Genomic DNA, 23,924 nt, shown 5'->3' on the forward strand with positions numbered 1-23,924 from the left:
CTACCCTGCAAGGCCGAAGGCGGCGCGTTCGATGTTCGGAACGGCAGTCACCTGCATATTGAGGTGGCTTGCAACGTCGCGCAGCGTCAACTGGCGATCGTAGTAGCCCTGCAACACCAAGCGAGTGAAGCTACGACCTAGCTGGCTGAGCACGACCAGATGACGCTCGGGACCTCCGCTACTCTTTTTCTCGGCCAAGGCATCATACTCGGCTTGGAAGCTCGCACGGCGGCTTTCATAGAATGCCTGTGTGGTGCGGCCGAGGCCCAGCAAACGGCGCAAAATGACTTCGCGGCTGACGCCGAACCGGCCGGCCAGCGCGGCCAGCTCGTCGTCGTCCCAAGTCTTCACCTGGCCCTTGGTGCGTACCAAATGCTCGCTTAGCAACCAGTCGCTCGGAACCAGAGCGGCGCCGGCGACCGCGTTGCAGAATTGCTCTACGACGGCGCCGGCGGGCTCGGGTGCGACGAAATCGAGACCGCTGATACCGCTGGCCCTGACGACCAGATGGCAGAATTCGTGCAATAGGGTGAAAGTGCGCCCGTTGGTGCGATCCTTGGAATTGATCAGGATGATCGGCAGTTTGGGTTCTGCGACCGCTACGCCCCGCATTTCGGTCAATGCCAAGCGCGGCACCATGAAGACCAGCACATCCTTGGTTTCAATGGCAGTGCGCCAGTTATCGAAAGCCTTGGCGCGCCAGGTCTGCTGGTCGACCTGCTTGATGCCAAGGTAGGTCCGGATCGCCGCCCCAACGGTCTCTACGTTGTCTTTGACGGCGGCCTGCAGTTTGAACGGCTGAACCGGCTCGCCCAAATCATTGCGGAGCTCGAGCGCCAATTCACGTCTCTCCCTGGCCTGCCGGATCGCCCATTCCAGACCGGACTTGAAGGCGTCCTCTGGCGTCTCGCGAAGGCGCCGGAAATCCTGAATCGGCTGAAATCCGACCGGAGGCTCATTCAGATAGAAGATTGCAGGTGCGCGCTTGTAGAAGTTCGCCGCGGCCAGAAACTGCGGGAAGGTCAGGTGCTTGTCGCCGGCCTCGCAGGCCTGCAGCTTGTCTGCGGATATGCCAATACCCTCGGCCGCCGCCTCGGGGCTGAGGCGGGCCTGTTCCCGGACCCATCGCAGGATGGCCGGATTGATATAGGCTAGGGTGCTTTTGGTCATGGTCGCGCCTACTCTATCACAGCTGTCAACATGGCCCCCGCACCTCTTGTTCCAGTTAACGCCGTTGGATAGTGGTGGCGTTGCATCCCGGTCATACTCGAAAGGACGTCGCAAGTGCTAGGCGTGGCGGAAGGCCACGGGACCGTTTTTGGCGTTCTCCCGCCCCATGCGATCTTCTCTCCGGTGATCCTCGTATCGGGGTGCAACTGACGCGAGCCCGGTCGTGGTGCTCTCGCCCGGATCTCGTTGTTTTCCCAGTCGCACAGGCCAGCCCTGGCCCCGTACCTTAAAAAGGGCCGCGGCAAAGTTGATCCCGCACAGCGCCGTCCATTTGCGTTGACTCGCGTGCTGCCTGCCCTTGCAGGGTCGCTTCCTGTCGACTTTCGCCGATGCCGCGCGGTTTGGCTTTCCGGCGTTCCGTCCATGCTCATTGCGGCGCGCTTTCCTCAATATTTGCCGCGATCTTTCGGCCGGGCGCGCCGCCCGGTCAAACCCCGCCCGCACCACTCCCGCCCGGGCGGGACCGTGTTAGGGCCTGACCGGCCGGCTCAATCGCCCGACCCAGCTTCTCCGCGTCTTGAGAAAAACCCAACGCAAAAGGAGCAAGGTCATGTCGGACACCAACGAAACCCCGCGGCAGGATGTCTACAGCCGCATCACCAACCAGATCATCGAAGCCCTTGAGCAGGGCGTGAAACCCTGGACGCAGCCTTGGAGCGCCGCCCATGCCGCCGGCCACGTCTCCCGGCCGCTTCGCCATAACGGCCAGCCCTATGCCGGCATCAACGTCCTGACGCTCTGGGCGTCCGCGATGACCGCGCATTACGCCGCGCCGATCTGGATCACCTTCAAGCAGGCCATCGAGCTGGGCGGCCGTGTCCGCAAGGGCGAGAAGGGCTCTCCCGTGGTGTATGCCGACACCATGCGGCGCACCGAGACCGACGAGGCCACCGGCGATGAGGCCGAGCGCTTCATCCCGTTCCTAAAGGCCTACACGGTCTTCAATGTCGAGCAGGTCGACGGGCTGCCGGCTCACTACTATGCCCGTGCCGAAAGCGTCCGGAACCCGGATGAGCGCATCGCTCACGCCGAAGCCTTCTTTGCTGCGACGCGCGCCGACATCCGTCATGGAGGTGACTGCGCCTATTACAGTCCGGCTCTCGACGTTATCCAAATGCCAGCCTTCACCGCCTTCCGGGATGCGCAGGCCTACTACGCCACGCTTGCCCACGAGTCCACGCATTGGACCCGGCACGCTACGCGCCTTGACCGTGATTTCGGTCGAAAGCGCTTCGGAGACGACGGCTATGCCCGCGAGGAGCTGGTCGCCGAGCTGGGTGCCGCGTTCCTGTGCGCCGACCTGGGGCTGCGCCTCGAGGATCGGGACGACCATGCCGCCTATATCGGCCACTGGCTGTCCGTGCTGAAGGACGACAAGCGAGCGATCTTCGCCGCCGCCGCGCACGCGCAGCGCGCCGCAGACTATCTGTCGCGTACCAGCGCCTCCGAAGTAGCCGCCGCGTGAGCGGCGGCTACTTCCAGTTCCTCTATCTAACAAGCCCATGGCGGTCAGCCCAGATCGCACCAGTTCGCTGTCGCCTAGTCGCCCGCCGTTTGTGGGGCGACGAATGGCTCGCGACGAAGCAGGCTCAGCTGTCACGAGATTTGAGCTCAAACATAAGCTCGCGCTAACGAACGTGGAATTGGCTTTTTTGCGCAGAAAAATATCGCGGTAGAGATGTTGCAAATCTCGCGAGTTTTGAAGCAGCAGGGAGGCGCATGTGAATGAAAACGGTTACGCGCGCGTCTCGACCGACGGCCAAGACCTTGGGGACCAGCTTGACCGCCTGATGGCGGCCGGTTGCGAACGCGTCTACCACGAGAAGAAAAGATGCGCGACGCCCAAGGCTACAGGCCATGCCGCGCCGATTGCGGTCGGGCGACCGGAGTGCCTGGACGGCTAGCTCTGCTCCCAGCTTTGCCGCATCCATCAACATTTCGCGCAGTTGCGCGCTCGACAGCACGACCGCCTGCAAGGCTTCCATGGGCCTGACTTTCTTTGATGGGATTGACGACCGGAGACCGGCAGCGGTTCATTGCGTCACACCAAAAAATGACGTCAAGCGCCTTGTGACAAGGTCATCTGTTAAAAAGGCTCAGTACCGCTTCCCCTCGGCGATAAGCGTCATGATCTTAGTAGCAGCCTCCTTGAGTTTAGCTTTCTTCGTTAGCGCCTTTACACGCCGCGTCGCATCTTCGTAATCAAGAAACGGCTCAATATTCTGTCTTGAGAGCACGGTGAAGATTCCTCGGTCACTGCTGTTGATTTGAGAGGTGAGTCCCTCAAGGGTTTGCAAAAGCCCCTCGTCAGATTTGCTGTGAGCGCCCAACAGTCGGCGCGGACCTTCCTCATCGCCGGCTTGCTGCCAGGCGAAGAGGAGGCTTAGCGGGCGAGGACATTGCTGAATGTCTTTTAGAGTCATCGCATTATACCTCGATAGCGTGATGCGGATTGCGTCATCCAATTGCAGCTCCGAAGCCAACACCCACTCGCCCTCGTGACGGCTTCGATCTCCGAACCGGCCGTGAGCAAAGATCTCATGCCGAAACACAAACGTAAGCCACCCGATTGCAGCACCCTTTGCGAACATGTCACGGGTTGCGATACTGCGTTGAGCCGGCTTTAGCCGTGCCAAAAGCAAGCCTACCAGTGGAAGCGTCCTGTCCCAGAGGGAACTGAAGGCAAACCCGTCGAAGGGACGAAGACGATATGCCTCGTCCATGCTGTTAGCCAATGCCATAAGAAGGTTTCGACACTGCTTCGCGTTCAGGAGTTCGTAGGCGCCGCCTTTTATCCGCTCTATCATCAAGTCAGTTTTGGTAAGTGTTCCGGCCACATCTTGGCGTTGGAACGATAAGAGCACGGTTGCCGTTTGATCGGGACCAGTTGCCAGGGCGTCCCATAAGGCATTGAAATCACTTTGTCTCAGTGCATGAGATGGCGTGGCCATCGCAAAGTAGAGCCTGTAGTGGTCCGGGCTCGCTAAGCGCCGACTTTGAATTGCCTCATCCCTCGTTCGGTCATCAACCCTTTCGAAAAGCTGGAATACAGGTCCGCTTTTTGAGAAGTTCGGGGTAACACCAGCAAGCTGTGCCGAGAAAGAATGCCGATAGAGATCGTTGTCGAATACGTGTTCGCCGGCTGCGGCCTCAACTGCAGCCGATTGCTGGCTCTTCTCCGCTTCATCCACCCGGGCCGTTCCCAATGACAGGGCGGCCGCCGTGCCACAGTACTCTTCGATCCATCGATACAGCGCTGGATTGCCATCTTTGATCAGATGCAGCCAGACGAGGTCCGCCAAATCGGCGCTAATTTCCCGGAGAGGGGGCCAGAAAAAGCGAATTGAATCTAATGCCCGAACCACAGATCTGGGGGTCCGCAATTGTCGGCCGCCTTCGTGATCGATTACCTCGCGCAGCCGCTCTCGCTCGTCCTCGTCCTTGGCTACGCCTATTTGCCGTAATGCCTCAGCGAACCACTGGCGCAATTGGAAAGCTTCTGGCTTGGGCACCATCACCGTTAGCTGAATGATCTTCTCAAGAAAAGCTCGACCGTTCTGAACGCTAGCGGCCGCTTGAATGCTATGTGCTAACACCTCACTGTCGTAGCAGAGCACATAGATGACATTTGGCAGGTCGACGACCGACCTTACCAGGCGCAGGATTTCCATAATTTCTCCCGGCTCCAGTCGATCCACGTCATCGATAGTGACTACGAAGCGGTGACCAAGCTCGCGCAACGATGTGACGAGTTGGTCTTTGAGATCCGCCAACTGGGGAGGAGCATTGGTCCCGGCCATTCCCCCCGCGGCTTTCAGGCCCTTTCCGGCATATTTGACCGCACCAATCCCCGCGACGTCCCCTGCTACCTCAACCATTTCCCCCGCTTTGCTCAGTGCGGACATAAAGCTTCGAAGCGCTTTGCCAGCCTTTTTGGCCTTTGTGATTGAAATCCGCGTGGCGTCCCCGGCCGCGAGGGCGACCTGATCCAATTGGTTGGAGAGCTCGGTAAAGAGGCTGGTGATAAGGGCGTCTCGATTGCCAATCAGCCAAGGCCGGAAGTGGATGACTGTTGGCCGGGTCGCGAGAGGTAATTTGCTGAGCTCGTCCCCCACCAAAAACAGTAAGCTCGACTTTCCAGACCCCCAGGCGCCTTCAAGCCCGACAACCAATCCGTCCTCGGATGCTCGATCAACCAAGGACGTGGCAATACGCTTTGCTACCTCGCGGAACCCAAGTTTATCCTCGTCGCCTGCGCCCAAAGCGCGGTCACCTCGTACTGCATAATTTTCTGTGAGTTCCATGGGGCGTAAGTCCTGATATTTTGGAGATCGTCGGTTTACTTCATTGGGTATCAAAGGAGCCAGTGTATTGACGCGCTGTGCTATACGCCGAGCAGGGGCCAAGTCGTTCGGTGACCGGTCGCAGAGGATCGACAAGGCCAAGGTCGTAGATCATGGTCGTTTCGTGGTTCCCCTTGTGGTCGACGTAATGGGAAATAGCCTCGTGCGACACCCCTTGGCCAGTCAGCATCAACGAGATCGCAATCCGCTTGAGGTCGTAGAGCTGGAAATAAGCCGGCTCGCCGGGTAGGGCCTTGAACCGCTCGAGCCCCTTGCGAAAGTTATCGCGGGGCTGGGTCTGGTCGGTATGTGACGGGAAACAGCAGCTTGCTTTCAGGCCAGCGGAGGCCTTGGGCCTGTATATGTCAAGAAATGACGATATGACGAATGATGATATTTTTTTGTGTTACGGTAATATTAGCCTGTGGCTGTTTTTGTAAACCGAAGGTCGGGAGTTCGATCCTCTCTGCCGGCACCAGGTTTTTCAAATAGTTAAATGAAGAATTATGATGCTAGCCAAGTTCATGTAACTTTCATGTAACTGGACAGTTTTGGTTGAAGACGCAGTCACCGGCAGGTGCTCTTCATAGATCGATCACGTATTTCCTTCGGAGCTCTGACCAGCGCTACGCTGATCGAAGATCTTCGCCTTTCACGGCTCGCAGAAACTCGTCGCGAGTTAGCTCGCAAAGGGCAAATTCGCCACGCCTCAACGGGCCCCCCCAGGCGGGATGTTGCCGCCGGGCCTGCGAGGTAGAAGATGTACGGCCCCGCATTGAAGAAGACGTGGGCAGCGGCGCGCTTCCACTTCTCAATGAACTGTTTGTTTGGTCCCATCCACCGCATGATCGCGAATTCCTTGCCGTCGAGATTGACGACGTGAGATTTGAAATCGAGCGACATGCCGAAGTAAGTCCCCAGGAACGAGCTTTCGCTGTGGACGTGGACCAGCCAGAACATCCTATGCCCGCGCCGGTAGAAGGACTCCCGCGCGATACGTTCGTCCTCGCTGATCGAAGAGTGCTGCAACTCCAGTACGGTGGCCATAGGGGTGGCGCTACCAACCAAGACGTCAGCACGATGAAGCTCCCCGGTCACCGGATCGCGCAAACCGATCTCCCGACACGATATGTCGAAGAGTTCTTTCCAGCCGAGGTGCCAGGCCCCCTCTGGCTCGCTCCAGGGATCGCAATCGCCCGCCTTGTGGCGCCAGTGTGGTATGTTCTCGACCGGCATGACGGCGGTGAGCAAGCCGCCGCAGTCACGGCAGGTCGTGCGTTCTCCCTTTGCGATGGGCGCCCGTTTCTGGTCGCCGACCCAAGCATAGAGCATGGCTACCGCTCTCCGCTACGCATCGGCCTGCGGCCAACGTAATTTCCCACGGCCGACGCGCAAGGCTTCCACCAGCCTGGTGTTACCCGGCAAGCGGCCTGAAAAGAGGCTGGGTTTGGGATCGACGGCCGGCTTCTTGAACGCCGCGACCCGCTGGTAGTCGGGCGTTGCAAGCCACGTCCGTCCATCGCCTTCATCTGTGATGATCCGATAGAGACCGGCAGGCGGGGCGGCCTCGATGTCGAGCAGGCGTTTGTAGTGTTCGACCGACCATTTCTGGATGCCACCGCTAAGGGCCTCGGTGCGGAAGCGAGCCCACAGCGCGGCAGTCTCAGGCGTTGGCCAGTTGCCAGCGTCGGTGTAGGCGGTAACCTCGTCGGATTCTAGCCAAGCCCGCATCTCGGCCGGCGTAACGAACACCGGCTTGGCGTCCTCGATAGCCGCCATCGCAGCGCGTCGGGAGGGCAGGCCCGCGCGGATGAGCATCGCCATCATGAATTGCGGGACGCCGGTTTCGACCGCCGCTGCGGCGCCGCCTGCCACTGTCTCCGGCGACCAGCCGAGGGACATGCGCCGCGTTCGGACAGCTTCCAGCGCCCAGACCAAACGATAGGTAAAAGCCTCCTCGACGGCCCGCATGTTCTGGGGTCCGATCTTGGAAACCTCCTCGCCGGATACCCAGCTACGCAAGATGGCTTTCCAGTTTGCCGGGAGCGCATTGGCTTTGTCAGAGATGAAGGGTCGCATGAACAGCAGACGCTCGCCGAGACCACTGAGCGCATCGGCAAGTTCATCAATGTTGCCACTCAGTGCCGCCTGATCAGCCCGGTCTAGGAGTGCGGCCAAATCGTCGGCCATGGTGTCGATCGCGAGGCCAGCCTCAAGCCCGACGCCCATGGCGAAATGTCCGCGCCGCGCCTGCGCCGTGGTTGTCCTCCAAATGAGATCGGCGCGCGCCTCGAATACCTTCTTGTGCAATGGGGCGACGTCCTCGTCTTCCCGCGCGATCTGGCGCGCCCAGAGCGATCCTTTGAGCGCCTCGTCCAAGAGCTTCGGCAGGTCGGCGCGATCCGCGTCGAGTGCTTCGATCAGGCCGAACACCGTCGCATCGAGGCGTTCGACGATTTGCGAGAGCGGCTCTTCGTCGATGGTTTCTTCCTCGTCATCGCCGCCACCTTCCTCGTTGTCGTCATCTGCGTCATATACCACGCCGGCGGCCAGCCGCTCTGCGACTGCGGCTTCCTCCTTGGGTGATCGCCAGGCTTCGCGGGCATTGGCTAGGTATTCCCACGCATCATCGCGATCCAGGACACCCTCGCGCGACAGGCGCTCAAGGATCTCGGCGACGATCTGGATGAGGCCGCTTTTAAGCGTGCGGGCCTTGGCGGAAGCGACGAGTTTCCTCCATTCCTTCTTTCGCCAGTCGATGTTGTCGAACATGACGTGGACGATAAGACCTTCGACATCCACGAAGGCGCGCCCAGCGCGGCCGGCGACGTTCGCGAACTCCTCGCCTTTGATTTTCTCGCCCGCCCGATACAGCGCGGGCACCAAAAGCACGGCGGCGTTGAGATTGAGGCCCTGTGAGAGCGTCGGAGACGCGACGATGACCTTCAGGACCCCCTCGGACAAGAGGGCTTCCAGCTCGCGCAAGAACGGGCTCGGCAACCGGCCATGGTGGATGGCGACGCCCTGCTTCAAGCAGGCAACGGCGGGATGGTCTTCGCCCAGCCACTCCTTGCCGACCTCCAAGGCCCGAGCGATCGACGCCTCGTTCTCCAGCAGCGAGTCAAGATAGCCGCGCCTACAGAGGTCCACGACCTGCTTGCCGTAGCTCTCGACCCAATTCGCTTGGGTTGAGAAGATCAGGGTCCGCTTGCCCTGGCTTGCAAACTCCCATGCCGCGAACAAGGCAAGATGCGAGTTCTTACGCGGATAGGGCTTCTTCTCTTTCCCCCGTGCCGGTTTCTGTATAACGAATTTGTCGAGGAACGGACCATCATCGTCGAGGTCGAGCCGGAGCAGCGCGTGCTTGCCCCGCCAGGTGAGCGCGCCGAACCGCTGCCTCGTGGGGCGCCAGTTGGAACGCACCGGCTCGCCCGGCTCATCGGAGCGCATCCATGCGGTGAGGTCATCGAGTTCATCGCCGCTGGGCAGGATGGCAGAGAGACAGACGATCCGGCGGTCCGCCGCATCGGCGCGCCGGAGCAGGCGCTGCACAAGCGTCTCATAGCGGATTTCACGCTCGCTCGGGCCGATCATGTGGCCTTCGTCGAGCACGATCAAACCGACATCATCGATCAGGGACGGGTCGCTTCGCAGGGCGAAGTCGAGCTTCTCTGGCGTCGCGATGATGATCTCGCGAGAGCGTAAGGCGTCTTCATCGCCGGCCGACAGGCCGCTTGCGCCGTACAGCGAGGAGACGCTGAATCCGAGCGGCGCGAAGGTCTTTCTGAAGGAACGCTCCGTCTGGGCGGACAAGGCACGCAATGGCGTGACGATCAGCACTCGGCGCGCCAGCGACAACGTCATCAGCGCAGCGATCTCCGCCACCCGCGTCTTGCCGGCGCTGGTCGGCAGGGCGACGACAAGATCGTCAGTGACGTCCGTGGAACGCTGGGCTGCTTCGCGTTGCGATGGCCATAGCTCCACCTCGGACGTCTTGCTGGCGTAGAGTGACGCGATAAACAGCCGACGCAGGTCCGGGTATTTTTCTTCCGCCCCCTCGGGCGGCTCAGTAGGCAGGTTCTGGTGCAGCGAGTGCTGCCAGAGGTCGTCGATAAGATGACGGCATAGGTTCGAGATCCACCAAAGCGGCACATTCTCCGCGTTGTCCGCCAGGTTGACCGCAGTGCCCAACAATTCCCGTGCGGTTTCGATTGGCTCGGGCTCGCCCGTCTCCAGCGCAAAGTCAAAGTGCGCCAAAGCCCTGCAGATCGTTGTGTTGAGGATGGTCGACAGCACGTCGTCCATGTCGGGGTCTTCGTCGTCGGGGTCTTCTTCAGTTAGCGCTTCGGCGAGCTGCTCGTCGCCGTGCGCTTCGTCGTCCAACCACTCGCGAACGAATCTGCGCAGTTGGCTAAGATCGCGCAGGATAAGGTGTCGGATCGCTGTTTCGCCCGGTGAAGCGTTGAGGTCGTCCACCATTTCGTTGAAGAGCGAATAGGCGACGGCGGAGAAACCGGCCAGGTGGTAGGCTGCTGCGGCGATGGTGCGCCGGAAACCGCGGTGGGGCGAATCCGGATCGCCATTGCGCACGAGAGCCTCGAAGGCATTGGCGGCGCGCTCAAAGGCTTTGCTGGTTAGATCCGACGAGCCTGCTTGGGCGCGGAGCGCCATCGCGCCGCGAAGCAGCGCGAAGCCGTGTTCGGCAAGGTCCGTTTCGATCGTCAGGCCGAGCTGTGGTGCATTCGGCGACAACACGCCTTCCTCGCGCATGAGAGACCAAGCGGCACCGCGATAGAGCAGGCGCCCAAGGATACCGTCAACAGTAGCTGTCGTCAGGAAGGCAGCCAGTTCGTCAATCGTCTCCAAGATCTTCAGCCTCCTTGTACATGGCGGCGATGAAGTCCTGGTGGTCTTCGACGTGGATGTTCACGACGTAGTGGTCCCGATTGGTCCCTGTGCCGTCGAGATCCGCCTTCAGCGATGCGTGAGGGCCGTTGCCCGACACCGTGAAGAGCATGTGGTCGATGCGATCGGCGCGAAGCGACTTCAGGCCCACCTCGTCACGGAGACTGCGGCCCAGAGCGTTGTCGTCGGGATCGTTGCTGTCCAACAAGCGATTAGCGACGAACAGCAAAGAATCGGGAGTGCAGCGGCCATTGTCGCGGTTGAGCACTTTGCGGGCGCTTGTCACCGTGCCCTTGCCGAGCACCTTGTTGCTCTTGGCTTCGCCTTTCAGGAGCCAAAGCTTTTCGTCAGGCCCACCGTATCCGGCACCGATGAAGTCGTCGCCGCGCATAGCCATATTGCGGCCGTCCTTGTAGCGGAGCCGGCGCACAGGGACGCGAAGGCCGATCTCTTCTTCGACCAGCTCAGTCGCGAGAATCTCGCCGAGATCGCCGGAGCGGCCTCTGGGCGTCTGCGGCATTGCCTCGCTGAGGATCTTGGCGGCAAACGTGTAACCAAGCCGCTTCACATCTTCGGCGATGCGTTCCAGGCGGTCATAGTGCGATCGAATGGTCTCGGCGAGGTCATCGCGAATTTCGTCGCGACCGTCTTCTTTCTCGACATAGGTCCAATAGCGCTTGCGCTTATCTTTTTCTCTGGTGGCTTCAAACCACTTTTCGTATAGCCCCACTTTCCCCCCAATACTTGCCTCTTCGGGCGATGACACATTGCTGCTAGTGGTGGTATACGTCACCCTGAAGAACAAATGTGAGGTTGCACGACGCCAACTTGATATTCAAGCACGCTGTAAGCGCTTGGCAATATAATATTCAGAAAGTTGGAGTATTTTTAAGAAGCAGCTCCCAGCGTCTGATGATCGCCCTCTTCAATTCTCTTAATCGCCCGTACCGCCACATGCCCGTAGCTGGGGTGAATTGACCATGCTCGAAGCCGTGGGATATCGTCGGCATCACCAAATTGCCCGAGGTTCGCTAGCGCCTTCTGCATCACATCGTCGGTCCGAAAGAACTCGAAATATCCCGCCTGACGTGTAGGTTGCTCCAAAGCAGCACGGTAAATCGCGGCGATTTCATTGAGGAAATCCTGTGCCCATGATGTGACCACCGGCTCTGAACCCGGAAGCCGTTGGGCACTTTCCTCAAACAGATGGCCGGGACCGGAAAACTCGCCGATTACGGCCGCGGCCACTCCGTCTTCATGCCGTGACAATGTTGCAAGTGGCCCAGCGCATTTAAGTTTGCGCTCGGCCCTCGGAAGATCATCGCGGTTCAGCCAATAGATGATCGCGCCGCAGGCCAAAAATGCGCAGTCTGCCAGCGACGCTGTTTCCGCCGAGCGATCGGGCAAGGGGCAATGCAACCGTGCAAGCGCCGCATGTGCCATTTCGAAGGTACGAACGGCGTCCTGCATCATTACTTCCTTTTTCGGTGGCAGGGCCGTCCATGGTGCGATGGCGGGACCGGCAGCCGGGTCCCCACACGATGCCACTTCCGCAAGCAATGGTGCCGAGAACATCGACTGACGGTCGACATCTTGCGCTGCCAACAACAACAACGCATTGCGGTCATCACTTGGCAAAGCACTCCACACTTCGCAATAAGCGCCATCATAGGGATGGTCGAACTGGCAGCTCCAGAGAGCCGCCGCGACACCGGTCATCAACGGATCATCGCGGTTGGCCAGCACTACCTCGATTTCGCGCTTAACACTTGCGACATGCTCTTCCTGGTCATTATCCAACGCGCCGAGAAATTTCAGCGCATCGATCATGCCCGTTGAATCGAACCCGTTGTTCGTGGGTAGCAGATCGTGGATGACGTCAATCAGGGCCTGACGTTCGTCATCGGTGAGAGCATGCGCGCTCATGCTGGCTGCATGCATAAGTGCCATCCGCAAATGGCCTGCTGCCTTTGCCCAGAGTCGGCTCAGGATGGCTGGCAAAAGGGTGCCGACTGAAGAAGCGTCTCGCTCGGAATATTTGTCCAGCTCGATAAGCAAACCGACTTGGCCGGGGCTTAGGGTTTCCGAACGCAACCGCTCGAAGAGATTTGCCTCAGCCGCGACTTTCGGCCCGTCATAGAGTTGCCCGCTATGGACGGGCCCGCAAATATGCGCAATGCCGATATCGCGCCCTGCAAACCCCGTGTAACTCATTGCATAGAGGCCACTTCGCAGGGCTAGAGCACGTCCCGCGATCAATGAATCGATTGTGATGTGACGTCGGGCTTCGCGGGTGATTCAACATCCACTTTGATGAGGTGGATGATGGGAAGAGCACTGAGCGACGATCTTCGATCGCGGGTCTTGAAGGCTTCGGACGCGGGCATGTCTGCCCGGCAGGCGGCGGCGCGGTTCGGCGTCGGCATATCGAGTGCAATCCGGTGGATCGCACGGGCGAAGATCGGCGAGCGGACGCCGCGGCCGCAAGGCCGTCGACGCGCGTCCAGCCTCGATGCGCATAAAGCCTTCATCGTGGGGTTGATCGATGAGCGCAAGGACATCACGCTGAACGAGATGGTAGAGCGGCTGGCGGTCGAGCGATCGGCTCGGATCAGTCGCAGCGCCTTAAGCGCCTGGCTTGGCCGGCACGGCTGGACGTTCAAAAAAAGTCCGCACATGCACTGGAGCAGGATCGTCCCGACATCCTGAAGCGCCGTCGTGCGTGGTTCGACGGCCAACTCGACCTCGATCCGGCAAAGCTGGTGTTCATCGATGAAACTGGACTATCGACCAAGATGGCCCGGCTGCGGGGCCGTGCGCCATGCGGTGAGCGTTGCCGGGCGGGCGTGCCGCACGGCCATTGGAAAACCACCACCTTCACCGGCGCACTGCGGCTGACGGGCATGACCGCCCCGTTCGTCTATGACGGCGCCATGAACGGCAACGTATTCCTGGCCTATGTCGAGCAGGTGCTGGTCCCGACCCTGTCGGAGGGCGACATCGTCGTGATGGACAACCTTCCCGCCCACAAGGCCGCCGGCGTTCGCGATGCAATCGAGACGACCGGCGCGAGGCTCATGTTCCTGCCGCCCTACAGCCCCGACTTCAATCCGATCGAAAACGCCTTCTCAAAACTCAAGGCTCTTATGCGGGCCAAAGCCGAGAGGACAATCACAGCCCTGTGGACCGCCGTCGGATCGCTCGTCGACCTCTTCACCCCAGCCGAATGCCAGAACTACTTCAAGGCCGCAGGTTATGACCCAGATTAACCCGGACGTGCTCTAGCTTGTGTTTCCTAGCCTCATCAAGCAGCCTGCTGTGTTCCTCGGCCAGCCGCGCATCCATCTTTGCAATCAGGTCCAGCACCTGATCAAGGCGTCGCCCAGATACAAGTTCCCCTGCGATGGCGGTAAGCACCGCCCGGTCGTGCGTCGTCCATTCCTGCAATGTCTCCGGCCTTGGCTGCACACTCCAGGCAAATTCTTTCGACACTTCGAACCGCACCGTCTCGATTTCTTGTCCGAGCCGCGCAAGCACCTCATCGCAGCGCGTGTTCGCCCAGCGCTCGGCGTCCCTGCCGAATTGCCCAGTGAGGCAAGCGTCTATTATCCCAGCATCGGTAACGTCTGACAGCACCCGCCTGCGAAAGCGGTCATCGTCAATTGCGCCCAGCACGAACGGCCTCATCTCAAGATACCGTGGGTGCTGCAAAGCCATGCCAACCTCTTCAGGATCATCGCCCGCGCGGCGTAAAATCGCCTCGGCGGCAAACACGTTCAGGAACATTTCGTGGCTGAAGCTTACCCGGTCGCCGCGCCTGTCCAGAAGGTTCGCCGCCTGAAGCGTCTGCAACAGGCCGCCCGCAACGCCTTCACGATCCAACAAGCGGTCTAGCTCCCGAACGGACAGGCCGAAGCTAACCCGGTCGGTCATTGCTCCTGCAATGCGAGACAAGGCGCGGATACCATCCGAAGCAGCCGAGCCAAGCCGCTCGCGCACATAAGCATCGAACAGACCATATTTGGTGGTTCCGGCAAGGAGGCTTCGTCCAAGCTGCCCGACCATCCTGGCTTCGAGACCGCTTCCCACCATTTCAAGAAGGCCAGAAAACCCTTCCGACCATGCGCCGCCCGAGGCATTCCGGGCGATTGCCTGCTTCGTTTCGACATCCGGTGCTTGCACCGTGTAGGTGGTAGCAGGCAAGAGATCCCCGCGCTCAAGCGCAATCCTGCTCGATACGACCGCGATTGCGTCATAGCGCCGAACGGCCGCTGCAATGCTTCGGGTTAGGCGCTGCCGCTCCGATGGAGTGCACTCGTTGTAGCCATCGACAACAAGAACGAGACGCCGATCTAAGAGCCGAACAGCGGAGACCAAGGCAGCCGCTGATTGTGCGTCGAGCAGCGTTGCTTCACGATTTGCTACATCGCGCAAGTTCCCTTCGAAATCCTTCGCCGGAATGACGATCGGTATGTAACCATGGCCGAGCGCGAAGAGAGCGGCCTTGTACGAGAGAAGGCTTTTGCCGCAACCGGAATCGCCTGCCAGCAGGACGTTGCCGTCCGCTACAACCCGTTCGACAATAGCGTCCGACGAGGCCGCTTCGTCATCATGAACGCACCGGACCGGGACCATCTCAGACGCGGCCGGGCCGTAGGTGCGCGTGAATGCGTCCCCATATGCCAAGAGCAGCCGTTCCGCGTGGAGCAGTTCCGGGCTTAAGGCTGCGTCGAGTGTAGCCACAGCAATCAATCGGTGATGGGCCGCAAAGGCACGCCACTGATCCAGCGACCAGCCACGGTTCGCTGCCGAGGTGATGAGCTCGGGCAGCGCATCAAGGCCGCCAACCGCAATTTTGAAATCACCGCTGGGAACTGCCGAACCGGCAGGGATAGCTGGAACGAAGACCAAGGCAGCGTCGGGGTAGGGTACAGATCTCCCCGCAAATGCCGTCATCGCGTCGCGGAGCGCATTTTTCTCGCCAAGGGTTTGGGCGTAGAGGTTGGGAATTTCTTTCCACTGGCCGGACGCCAGTTGCACTTGCCACGTGCCGTTTTCCCCGCCGCGCACGGCGGAACTAAAACCCTTGGATTCAATAACGAGAGCGCGCCGGTCTAAACCAATAATGAGATCAATTTGCCGGCCGCCGAAATTGACGTTGGCAAGGATAGCCGCTGGGATTCCACATGCTGATAGGGTCTCAACCGCACGAGCCAGGGTGGCCCGCTCCGATGCGTGCTCAATAGGGGTGCCTATGAAAATTTCGATAGAGGTCATTGCTTCATTATGCACGAGATAGGGGCGACCCTCATCAGAGATCTATGTTCCAATCGTGCTATCATTAATGCCGCAAGGCTCGTTTCCGTTACACAAATCCTTGCACATCAATTGTGAAATCGGCTATAATCCGTTTGTAAACAATGAGATGGATAAAGGCTATTCGGTCTCCAAAACCGCAGGTCGTAGGTTCGAGCCCTGCTGCCCGTGCCATTTCCTTAGGGAAATCAGGCGCTTAGAAATAGCGCTTCTTGATTAGGAAGCCGAAACTACCCTTACACATCTCTTTCGCGAACTTGCACGTCCGCAGGGCGTGTCTGGCTGTAGCGGAAAATCACGCGAATCTGGAAGGGAAGTACACCCTATCGGCGCAACGACAGTCCGGTCTGGCACTGTTTGACGGTCCTCAAAGGCAAAAAATTGGCGCGTCAGGCGAGGGCCAAGGATTGGTACTTCGGTCTGAAGGATGCGGGCGCAGAAAACAAACCTCCGATGCTCAGGCATAGGCTTCCATGCTACGCTTTGGGTCAATTCAGACCGTTCGGCTTCGAGAGTTTACGGCTCATGGTCAGCAGGCGGACCAACAGATCCGCGTTCGATGATCCCGGTCGGCAGAACGAGCCTTTCGGCCGGCCGTGTTTCGCCCTTCAAGCGGCGAATGAGCAGTTCCGCGACGCTTTTGCCCAGCGCATAGACGGGCTGGTCGACGACGGTGATGGGCGGCGTCGTGACGCTCGTCCAGTCCGCGTCATGGAAGGTGATGAGCGAAACGTCTTCTGGAATGCGTAGCCCGCGCTGACGGATGACCCTGAAGATCTCCAGGGCTATGACGCTGTCGGAGGCAAGGATTGCAGTCGGTCGATCTGGCCCGGACAACAGTTTGTCGGCGAGCTTCCGCGTCTCGTCGGGGCTTGTCGCGCCAAGGCGGATATGACGTTCCGGTCGATCAACTCCGGCGTCCCGGCACACCTTGAGAAAGCCGTCGATGCGCTCCCGGACCGATGAGGTGTAGATCTGCCCGAGGTCGCGATACTCATGGCCTTCGGCGTCAACCGCGGTCACATAGGCGATTTTGCTGTGGCCGGCGTCGACAAGGATACGGGTCGCCCGTATGGCGATGTCTCGGTCGTCAACCGTAACCGTGTCGACATCGAGATCAGGCAGCGCGCGGTCAAGCAGGGCGAGCGGCCGGCCTGAACGATGGATGTCGCGCAGGTGTGCGATGTCACGCGATTCCGACGGCGTGACGATCAGTCCGTCGACGCGCTTGCCGATCAACAGCCGCACAGCTGTCTTTTCCGCCTCGATCCTCTCGCCGGAGTTGGCCAGGATGACGTTGAAGCCAGCCGCCCTTGCCGCGTCGCTGATGCCACGCACCGCGAGGCTGAAGAATGGGTTCTCGATGTCTCCGACCACCACGCCGATGATGCCGGACCTGCCGGTCGTCATGCTTCGGGCCAGTTCGTTCGGACGGTAGTCGAGGGCCTTGGCGGCGGCCATGACATTCGCGCGGACCGTGTCGCTGACGACACCGTATCCGCCGAGCACGCGCGCGGCCGTGGCTTTCGACACATTGGCCGCGCGGGCGACGTCGCTGACCGTTATCGACGGGGTCTTGGGCGCGGTTCTTTTCATCGGATGAACGACTACAAGAGTTGTTGACGGAAGGTCAATCTGACGATAACGATTATCAAAGAGACCGGTCTCAATCAACAAGAGACCGGTCTCTTTAAAAAAATTGCGAGCCAAGAGGCGCATGCCGCAGTCGCGGCGGCAAGCGCGGGATTGCCGGCTCGACGCAAATACCAAGAAGAACAGACCTTCAGAGTGGAGAGAAGACATGAGCAGGATAGGAATTCTCAAGTCGTTGATGTCACCGGTCCGGGCCGGCGCAATGGTTCTTATGGCTGTGTGCATCGGCGCGGGTTTGGTTTCTGGATCAGCCGCCGCGGATGACAATCCCTATGGTCTTATTGATGCGAAAGTCATCAGCGTTGGTACCATGGGTGATGCCAAGCCCTACGCTTTCACCCAAGCGGATGGCACATTCACCGGGTTCGACATCGAATTGTTCCGCAACGTCGCCAGCCGCCTTGGATTCAAGCCGGACCAGGTGATCTTCCGGTCAGGAATTCTCGGCGCTGATGCCTTCGGTTGCCAACGAGCGCTTCGATGTCGCGGTCGCGGCAATAGGCACGACGGAAGCACGCAAGAAGACCGTCGACTTTTCTGACGGGTATCTCGCAGGCTATCTCTCTGTGCTTACGTCCGACAAGGCGATCACGTCGGCGGAGGGGCTCAAGGGCAAGCGCCTCGGTGTCGTGCAGGGAACGCTCCAGGAAATCTACGCGACGAAGAACTTTGTCGGAACGGATCTCGTCAAATTCCCCGACAACAACTCCGCCGTTTCCGCGCTCAACAACGGAACCGTCGACGCGCATTTCCTCGATTACGAGGCTGCCAAGCAATATGGCGGGCAGTATCCGGGGCTGGTGATTGCGATCAATATTCCTTCCTTCGATGCCCCCGCCGGCTTCGTGTTGCGCAAGGGCAACGACAAGTTCCGCGATGCATTGAACACCGCCCTTCATGCGACCATGCAGGACGGCACTTGGAAAACGCTCTATGAGAAGTGGTTCCCCGGCTCGCCGATGCCTGATCAATACCTCCCCAAGAAGTAACCGCACCCGGCCGCTGGCTTTTACGCCGGCGGCCGGACCACGGGCGGCCGCGTCTGATGTCGGCGATGCGGACAGCGCAACCGAAAGGGGGCCGAATGAACTGGCTTGAAAACTTGCGGCGCAGTTTCCTTGACTGGCAAGCCATGGCGGACGTGCTGCCGAGCATGATCACCATCGGATTGAAGAACACCTTGATCCTCGCCGCCGCGTCCACGGTGCTGGGTGTCGTTCTCGGCATGATCCTGGCAGTCATGGGCATCTCGCAATCGCGCTGGCTGCGCCTTCCGGCCCGGGTCTACACGGACATTTTCCGTGGCCTTCCGGCGATCGTCACGATTCTTCTGATCGGCCAGGGCTTTGCCCGCATCGGCCGTGAAATCTTCGGGCCTTCGCCCTATCCGCTCGGCATTCTGGCCCTCAGCCTGATCGCCGGCGCCTATATCGGCGAAATCTTCCGCTCGGGCATCCAGAGCGTCGAACGCGGGCAGATGGAAGCCTGCAGGGCGCTCAGCATGAGCTACGGGCAGGGCATGCGCCTGATCGTGATCCCGCAGGGCATCCGCCGCGTCCTGCCGGCGCTGGTCAACCAGTTCATAGGCAACGTCAAGGATTCGAGCCTCGTCTACTTCCTCGGTCTGCTCGCGTCGGAGCGCGAGATTTTCCGTGTCGGTCAGGACCAGGCGGTGGTCACCGGAAACCTGTCGCCATTGCTGCTGGCTGGCGTGTTCTATCTCGTCATCACCGTGCCGTTGACCCATATGGTCAACTACATCGACAATTCGCTGCGGGTCGGAAAGCAAAAGGGCGGCCTCGTCACCAGCGGTCTTGCTGAGGTTAGCGAACTGGAAAGCGCCATCGGCGACGCACCTTCGGAGACCAGCCCTGAAGTCCGCTCGGCGCTTCCACGGTTCAAAGGCGGTAGTCTCGCCGTCAGCAATCTCGACATGGCCTATGGCGACCTCGATGTCCTGAACGGCGTCAGCCTGATAGTCAAACCCGGCACCGTCACCTGCGTCATTGGTCCGTCAGGGTCGGGCAAGTCGACCCTGCTGCGCTGCCTTAACCGCCTGGTCGAGCCCAAGGGCGGTGACGTGCTGCTCGACGGCGAGAGCATCCTGGCGATGAAGCCCGAAAAACTGCGCCGGCGTGTCGGCATGGTGTTCCAGCAGTTCAATCTGTTTCCCGACCACACAGCCCTGGAAAACGTCATGCTGTCGCTGACCAAGGTCAAGGGCATTCCGGTGCAGGAGGCCGAGCGCCTCGCCGAGGCGCGCCTCGCCGATGTTGGCCTTGCCGCACGCAAACACCATCGTCCCGGCAGTCTTTCCGGTGGTCAGCAGCAGCGGGTGGCAATCGCCCGGGCACTGGCGATGGACCCGGAAGTCATTCTGTTCGACGAGGTGACGAGCGCTCTCGATCCAGAACTGGTGAAAGGCGTTCTCAACCTGATGGCGGACCTCGGCCGGCGCGGCATGACAATGGTCGTGGTGACCCATGAAATGGGTTTTGCCCGCAAGGTCGCCGATCAGGTCATCTTCATGGATGAGGGCCGTGTCATCGAGGCCGGTACGCCCGCTGCGATCTTCGACACTCCGAAAAGTGCGCGCTTGAAGCACTTCCTTGCCGAAGTGCTCTAGCCCGCATCATCGCTTGGCCGAGAGACGCGTGGAAACGCCTTCGCCCCGGCCGCTCAAACTATCCACTGCACATTGAAAGAACATCCCATGGCTACATCACATCCGGTCTCAAAGGTCGTCGTTGTCGGGGGCGGCATTTTCGGTGTCTCCACAGCTGTTCACCTCGTGCGGCTTGGCATCGAAACGATCCTCGTCAATGATGGACCGCTCGCCAAGGGGGCGTCCGGCCGCTCGCTCGCCTGGCTCAATTCAGCGCGCAAGCGGTCGGCTGAGTATCATCGCTTGCGCATGATCGGTATCGATCGCTACCGAACGTTGTCGGCGAGAACTCCGGATGCTGCCTGGCTGCGTTTCGACGGCGGCCTGACATGGGATGCAGACGACGCCTCGAACCAGATCGCGGATGTCTTCGCCCATGAAAAGGACCTCGGCTATGACGCACAGCACCTGTCCGCAGTTGCCATAGCGGCGGTCACGCCAGGCGTTGCCGCAAGCGCCGTCACGCCACAGGGCGCCATTTTCAACCCGGGCGAAGGCTGGGTCGACCTGCCGTCGCTGATCGATGTATTGAGTGCGGAATTCGTGGAGCGCGGTGGGCGACTGGTCACTGATGCCGGCAGGGCCACGGTCACGGTTGTCGACGGTCGTGCCACTGGCGCCACCACGACAAGCGGCATCAACTTTCCTGCGGATGCAGTCCTCCTGGCGACCGGCGGTGATGTGCCGCGAATGGTTGCGGCCTCAGGCCAGCATATCGCAGATGGGACACCGATCGCCCTGCTGGTTAGGACTAAGCCGGCCGACTTGGCTCTTCGGGCCGTGCTCAACACGCCGCGCGTCGCCATCCGCCCGACGCCGGACGGAGCCCTCGCGCTCGATTCCGCCTGGTCGGAAGAAGAGGTGATCATCAATGCTGACGGCACCTATGGCGTGAAGGATTCGACGATTGAGGGGCTTCTGAAGGAAGCCGCGACGGTCCTTGAGGGGCATCCAAAGCTGGAGTTGGAGAATTATGGTGTCGGCCCCAAGCCGATTCCCGGCGACGGCGAGCCTGTATTCGGCCTGTTGAAGGACATCAGGGGATACTACGTCGCCTTCAGCCATAGCGGCGCGACGCTTGGCCTGATTGCCGGCGAGCTGCTTGCCGGCGAGATCGCCACCGGCGTTGAACACCCGCTGCTTGCGAAGTTCCGCCCAAGCCGCTTTGCTTAGGCTTCGGAACCATTTCGTGTGGCCTGATCGACATGGATGCCCGCGCCATTTCTCGAAATGGCCATCAAAACGATGGTTTCTCCGGGTTGGCCTTTGAAAACTGGCGGCCGGCTTGCCATATTAGCGCGATTGGGGCATAAGGGCGCCATAGCCGGGACGGAACGACTGGATGGTTCCGAGGCGGCGTTTGGTCATAAAGCGGACACTTGCCACTTGCGTGGATCAAGAATCGGTTTTATGTAGACGAAACAGACACGCGACGCGTGGAGCTGGGAAGCCGGCTTTACGCGTCTGATATGCATGGGCGAAATGTTTGCGCTGATTCGGCGCGAAAACCAGCCTATGCGGCACGTCCCGGCCAGCGGGATCATCCAGGGGACCCGGCCAACGGGTCTTGAAGACAGAGCGGCATATGGCTTCGAAAACCACAAATCCTTTCGTCTTTCTCCAGCAGGTTCGCGCGGAGACCGCCAAGGTGACTTGGCCGTCGCGGCGCGAAACGATGATCTCGACGGTCATGGTTCTGGCTTTCGCTGTGATCGCGATGATCTTTTTCTTCACAGCCGATCAGCTCATGGGCCTTGCGGTCGAGCAGATTCTTGGCATCGGACGCTAAGTCCGGCGATTACGGAGAAGTCTTGAAATGACTGCGCGGTGGTACATCGTCCACGCCTATTCGAACTTTGAAAAGAAGGTCGCTGAGGACATCGAGAACAAGGCCAAGCAGAAGGGCCTGTCCGCCGACATCCACCAGATCGTGGTGCCGACCGAGAAGGTCGTCGAGGTTCGTCGCGGCCGCAAGGTTGATGCCGAGCGCAAGTTCTTCCCGGGCTATGTGCTGCTGAAGGCCAACCTGACCGACGCGGTGTTCTCCCTGGTCAAGAACACGCCGAAGGTCACCGGCTTCCTGGGCGACTCCAAGCCGGTGCCGATCACCGAGGCGGAAGCACAGCGCATCCTGAACCAGGTGCAGGAAGGCGTCGAGCGGCCGAAGCCTTCGGTCACGTTCGAGATCGGCGAGGCGATCCGCGTTTCGGATGGTCCCTTCGCGTCGTTCAACGGTTTCGTCCAGGAAGTGGACGAGGAGCGGGCGCGGCTCAAGGTGGAAGTTTCGATCTTCGGGCGCGCCGTGCCTGTCGATCTGGAATTCGGACAGGTCGAAAAGGGCTGATCCGAAATCCCTGCGCCAAGCGCGGCAGGGAAGGGCGGTGCGGGAGATCGCGCGGCTTTGAGAACGGTGGGAGACGAGTGCGGCTTTAGCCGGCTGCATGGATCGCACCACCAGACTGCAACCGCCGGCAAGGCCGGCATAGACAAAGGCAGGAAAAGAGATGGCTAAGAAAATTGCAGGCCAGCTCAAGCTCCAGGTCAAAGCGGGATCGGCCACGCCGTCTCCCCCGATCGGCCCGGCACTTGGTCAGCGTGGCATCAACATCATGGAATTCTGCAAGGCGTTCAACGCGCAGACCCAGGAAATGGAAAAGGGATCGCCGATTCCGGTCGTCATCACCTACTACCAGGACAAGTCCTTCACCTTCGTCATGAAGACGCCGCCGGTGAGCTACTTCCTGAAGAAGGCAGCGAACCTGACGTCGGGTTCGAAGGAGCCGGGCAAGATCAAGGCCGGCACGATCGGCCGCGACAAGGTTCGCGCCATCGCCGAGCAGAAGATGAAGGATCTGAACGCAAACGACGTCGAGGCGGCCATGCGCATGGTCGAGGGCTCCGCCCGCTCGATGGGTCTGGAAGTGGTGGGCTAAGATCATGGCAAAGATTGCAAAGCGTGTATCGAAGACCCGCGAAGGCATCGATCCCAACAAGGCTTACGCCCTGGGTGAAGCGCTGAAGCTGCTCAAGGACCGTTCCTCGGTCAAGTTCGACGAGACCGTCGAAGTCGCCATGAATCTCGGTGTCGACCCGCGCCATGCCGACCAGATGGTCCGCGGCGTGGTCAACCTGCCGAACGGCACCGGCCGCTCGGTTCGCGTCGCCGTGTTCGCACGTGGCGACAAGGCTGACGAAGCTCGCGCCGCTGGCGCCGACATCGTCGGCGCCGAGGATCTGGTCGACATCGTCCAGAAGGGCACGATCGATTTCGATCGCTGCATCGCCACGCCGGACATGATGCCGCTCGTCGGCCGTCTCGGCAAGGTGCTCGGCCCGCGCGGCATGATGCCGAACCCGAAGGTCGGCACCGTCACCACCGACGTCGCCGCCGCCGTCAAGGCATCGAAGGGCGGCGCCGTTGAGTTCCGCGTCGAGAAGGCCGGCATCGTTCATGCCGGCGTCGGCAAGGTCTCGTTCGAGGTCAAGGCCCTGGAAGAGAACATCCGCGCCTTCGCTGACGCGGTGACCAAGGCAAAGCCGGCTGGCGCCAAGGGCAACTACGTCAAGAAGGTGTCGGTCACCTCGACGATGGGTCCGGGCCTCAAGCTCGACGTCTCGACGCTCGCAGCGTCCTGATAATTGTAATTGGGATCGGCCGTTAAAGGGCTGATCCGCAAGAGAATTCCGGGCCTCCAATCTAGGTTGGCGGCCCGGTGCCGGAAGTCGAAAGGCTTCCGGACATCCTGTCCGAGATTGCAGGCGGCCCAAGCCTTAGATTGAAAAGGGGGGCCTTAATTCGTGTGGGCCTGCAT

The 23,924-nt window shown here is 60.3% G+C and carries 17 protein-coding genes and 1 pseudogene; 9 read left to right on the plus strand and 9 right to left on the minus strand.

The annotated features are described in order from the left end of the window. Positions 1 to 1,170, minus strand: a complete 1,170-nt coding sequence (locus tag ACFSOZ_RS11960; protein ID WP_379097658.1) for an ImmA/IrrE family metallo-endopeptidase — start codon at positions 1,168 to 1,170, stop codon at positions 1 to 3. Positions 1,171 to 1,780: 610 nt separating this feature from the next. Here ACFSOZ_RS11960 and ACFSOZ_RS11965 point away from each other — a divergent pair. Continuing rightward, positions 1,781 to 2,695, plus strand: coding sequence for an ArdC family protein (locus tag ACFSOZ_RS11965; protein ID WP_379097661.1), 915 nt, complete (start codon positions 1,781 to 1,783; stop codon positions 2,693 to 2,695). A 163-nt stretch (positions 2,696 to 2,858) separates the two neighbouring features. Here ACFSOZ_RS11965 and ACFSOZ_RS38735 read toward each other — a convergent pair whose 3' ends face one another. From ACFSOZ_RS38735 to ACFSOZ_RS11995, 6 genes are all read right to left on the minus strand, one after another. Continuing rightward, entirely contained in the window at positions 2,859 to 3,215 is a 357-nt protein-coding gene (locus ACFSOZ_RS38735) for a hypothetical protein (RefSeq protein WP_465264459.1), read from the minus strand. Between the two features lie 111 nt (positions 3,216 to 3,326). Further along, on the minus strand, positions 3,327 to 5,534 hold the full coding sequence (locus ACFSOZ_RS11975) for a KAP family P-loop NTPase fold protein (RefSeq protein WP_379097666.1): 2,208 nt from the start codon (positions 5,532 to 5,534) through the stop codon (positions 3,327 to 3,329). A 606-nt stretch (positions 5,535 to 6,140) separates the two neighbouring features. Continuing rightward, the gene (locus tag ACFSOZ_RS11980; RefSeq protein WP_379097669.1) at positions 6,141 to 6,905 is read right to left on the minus strand and encodes a competence protein CoiA; all 765 of its coding nucleotides are present in this window, start codon (positions 6,903 to 6,905) and stop codon (positions 6,141 to 6,143) included. Positions 6,906 to 6,920: 15 nt separating this feature from the next. Continuing rightward, entirely contained in the window at positions 6,921 to 10,439 is a 3,519-nt protein-coding gene (locus ACFSOZ_RS11985) for a DEAD/DEAH box helicase (protein ID WP_379097671.1), read from the minus strand. Beyond that, positions 10,426 to 11,208 (minus strand): HamA C-terminal domain-containing protein, encoded by a 783-nt coding sequence (locus tag ACFSOZ_RS11990; RefSeq protein WP_379097674.1) that lies wholly within the window; start codon positions 11,206 to 11,208, stop codon positions 10,426 to 10,428. Before ACFSOZ_RS11990 ends, ACFSOZ_RS11985 begins: the two co-directional genes overlap by 14 nt. Positions 11,209 to 11,366: 158 nt before the next feature. Further along, positions 11,367 to 12,692: a hypothetical protein gene (locus ACFSOZ_RS11995; RefSeq protein WP_379097676.1), complete on the minus strand. Its 1,326-nt coding sequence runs from the start codon at positions 12,690 to 12,692 to the stop codon at positions 11,367 to 11,369. A gap of 111 nt (positions 12,693 to 12,803) precedes the next feature. On the opposite strand from ACFSOZ_RS11995, the gene ACFSOZ_RS12000 reads away from it, so the two are divergent. Continuing rightward, positions 12,804 to 13,747, plus strand: a protein-coding gene (locus ACFSOZ_RS12000) for an IS630 family transposase (RefSeq protein WP_379018015.1) whose coding sequence is annotated in 2 segments (ribosomal slippage) — positions 12,804 to 13,140 and positions 13,140 to 13,747 — 945 coding nt in all. Because the reading frame shifts where the segments join, the coding sequence is not laid out codon by codon here. On the opposite strand, the gene ACFSOZ_RS12005 is transcribed toward ACFSOZ_RS12000, so the two are convergent. Both ACFSOZ_RS12005 and ACFSOZ_RS12010 read right to left on the minus strand, forming a co-directional pair. After that, positions 13,719 to 15,755 carry an NERD domain-containing protein gene (locus tag ACFSOZ_RS12005; RefSeq protein WP_379097679.1) on the minus strand — a complete coding sequence of 679 codons (2,037 nt, stop codon included), beginning with the start codon at positions 15,753 to 15,755 and terminating at the stop codon, positions 13,719 to 13,721. The two genes, ACFSOZ_RS12000 and ACFSOZ_RS12005, sit on opposite strands and share 29 nt — an antisense overlap. A gap of 555 nt (positions 15,756 to 16,310) precedes the next feature. Beyond that, the gene (locus tag ACFSOZ_RS12010; protein WP_379097682.1) at positions 16,311 to 17,390 is read right to left on the minus strand and encodes a LacI family DNA-binding transcriptional regulator; all 1,080 of its coding nucleotides are present in this window, start codon (positions 17,388 to 17,390) and stop codon (positions 16,311 to 16,313) included. Between the two features lie 205 nt (positions 17,391 to 17,595). Between ACFSOZ_RS12010 and ACFSOZ_RS12015 the strand changes: the two are divergent. The 7 genes and pseudogenes from ACFSOZ_RS12015 (at position 17,596) to rplA (ending at position 23,748) form a co-directional block, all read left to right on the plus strand. Further along, a pseudogene (locus ACFSOZ_RS12015) lies at positions 17,596 to 18,436 on the plus strand (ABC transporter substrate-binding protein). Between the two features lie 95 nt (positions 18,437 to 18,531). Then, positions 18,532 to 20,073, plus strand: a complete 1,542-nt coding sequence (locus ACFSOZ_RS12020; protein WP_379097685.1) for an amino acid ABC transporter permease/ATP-binding protein — start codon at positions 18,532 to 18,534, stop codon at positions 20,071 to 20,073. An 87-nt stretch (positions 20,074 to 20,160) separates the two neighbouring features. Beyond that, entirely contained in the window at positions 20,161 to 21,285 is a 1,125-nt protein-coding gene (locus ACFSOZ_RS12025; protein ID WP_379097687.1) for an NAD(P)/FAD-dependent oxidoreductase, read from the plus strand. A 412-nt stretch (positions 21,286 to 21,697) separates the two neighbouring features. Further along, the gene (secE, locus tag ACFSOZ_RS12030) at positions 21,698 to 21,901 is read left to right on the plus strand and encodes a preprotein translocase subunit SecE (RefSeq protein ID WP_013531408.1); all 204 of its coding nucleotides are present in this window, start codon (positions 21,698 to 21,700) and stop codon (positions 21,899 to 21,901) included. A gap of 27 nt (positions 21,902 to 21,928) precedes the next feature. Further along, on the plus strand, positions 21,929 to 22,456 hold the full coding sequence (gene nusG / locus ACFSOZ_RS12035) for a transcription termination/antitermination protein NusG (protein WP_013531409.1): 528 nt from the start codon (positions 21,929 to 21,931) through the stop codon (positions 22,454 to 22,456). Positions 22,457 to 22,616: 160 nt separating this feature from the next. Beyond that, positions 22,617 to 23,045, plus strand: coding sequence for a 50S ribosomal protein L11 (gene rplK / locus ACFSOZ_RS12040; protein WP_006333334.1), 429 nt, complete (start codon positions 22,617 to 22,619; stop codon positions 23,043 to 23,045). A 4-nt stretch (positions 23,046 to 23,049) separates the two neighbouring features. Beyond that, positions 23,050 to 23,748 carry a 50S ribosomal protein L1 gene (gene rplA, locus ACFSOZ_RS12045; protein WP_379097690.1) on the plus strand — a complete coding sequence of 233 codons (699 nt, stop codon included), beginning with the start codon at positions 23,050 to 23,052 and terminating at the stop codon, positions 23,746 to 23,748. The last annotated feature ends 176 nt before the right edge of the window (positions 23,749 to 23,924 follow it).

Origin of the sequence: Mesorhizobium newzealandense, assembly GCF_042682145.1 — a bacterium.
Taxonomy (GTDB): domain Bacteria; phylum Pseudomonadota; class Alphaproteobacteria; order Rhizobiales; family Rhizobiaceae; genus Mesorhizobium; species Mesorhizobium newzealandense.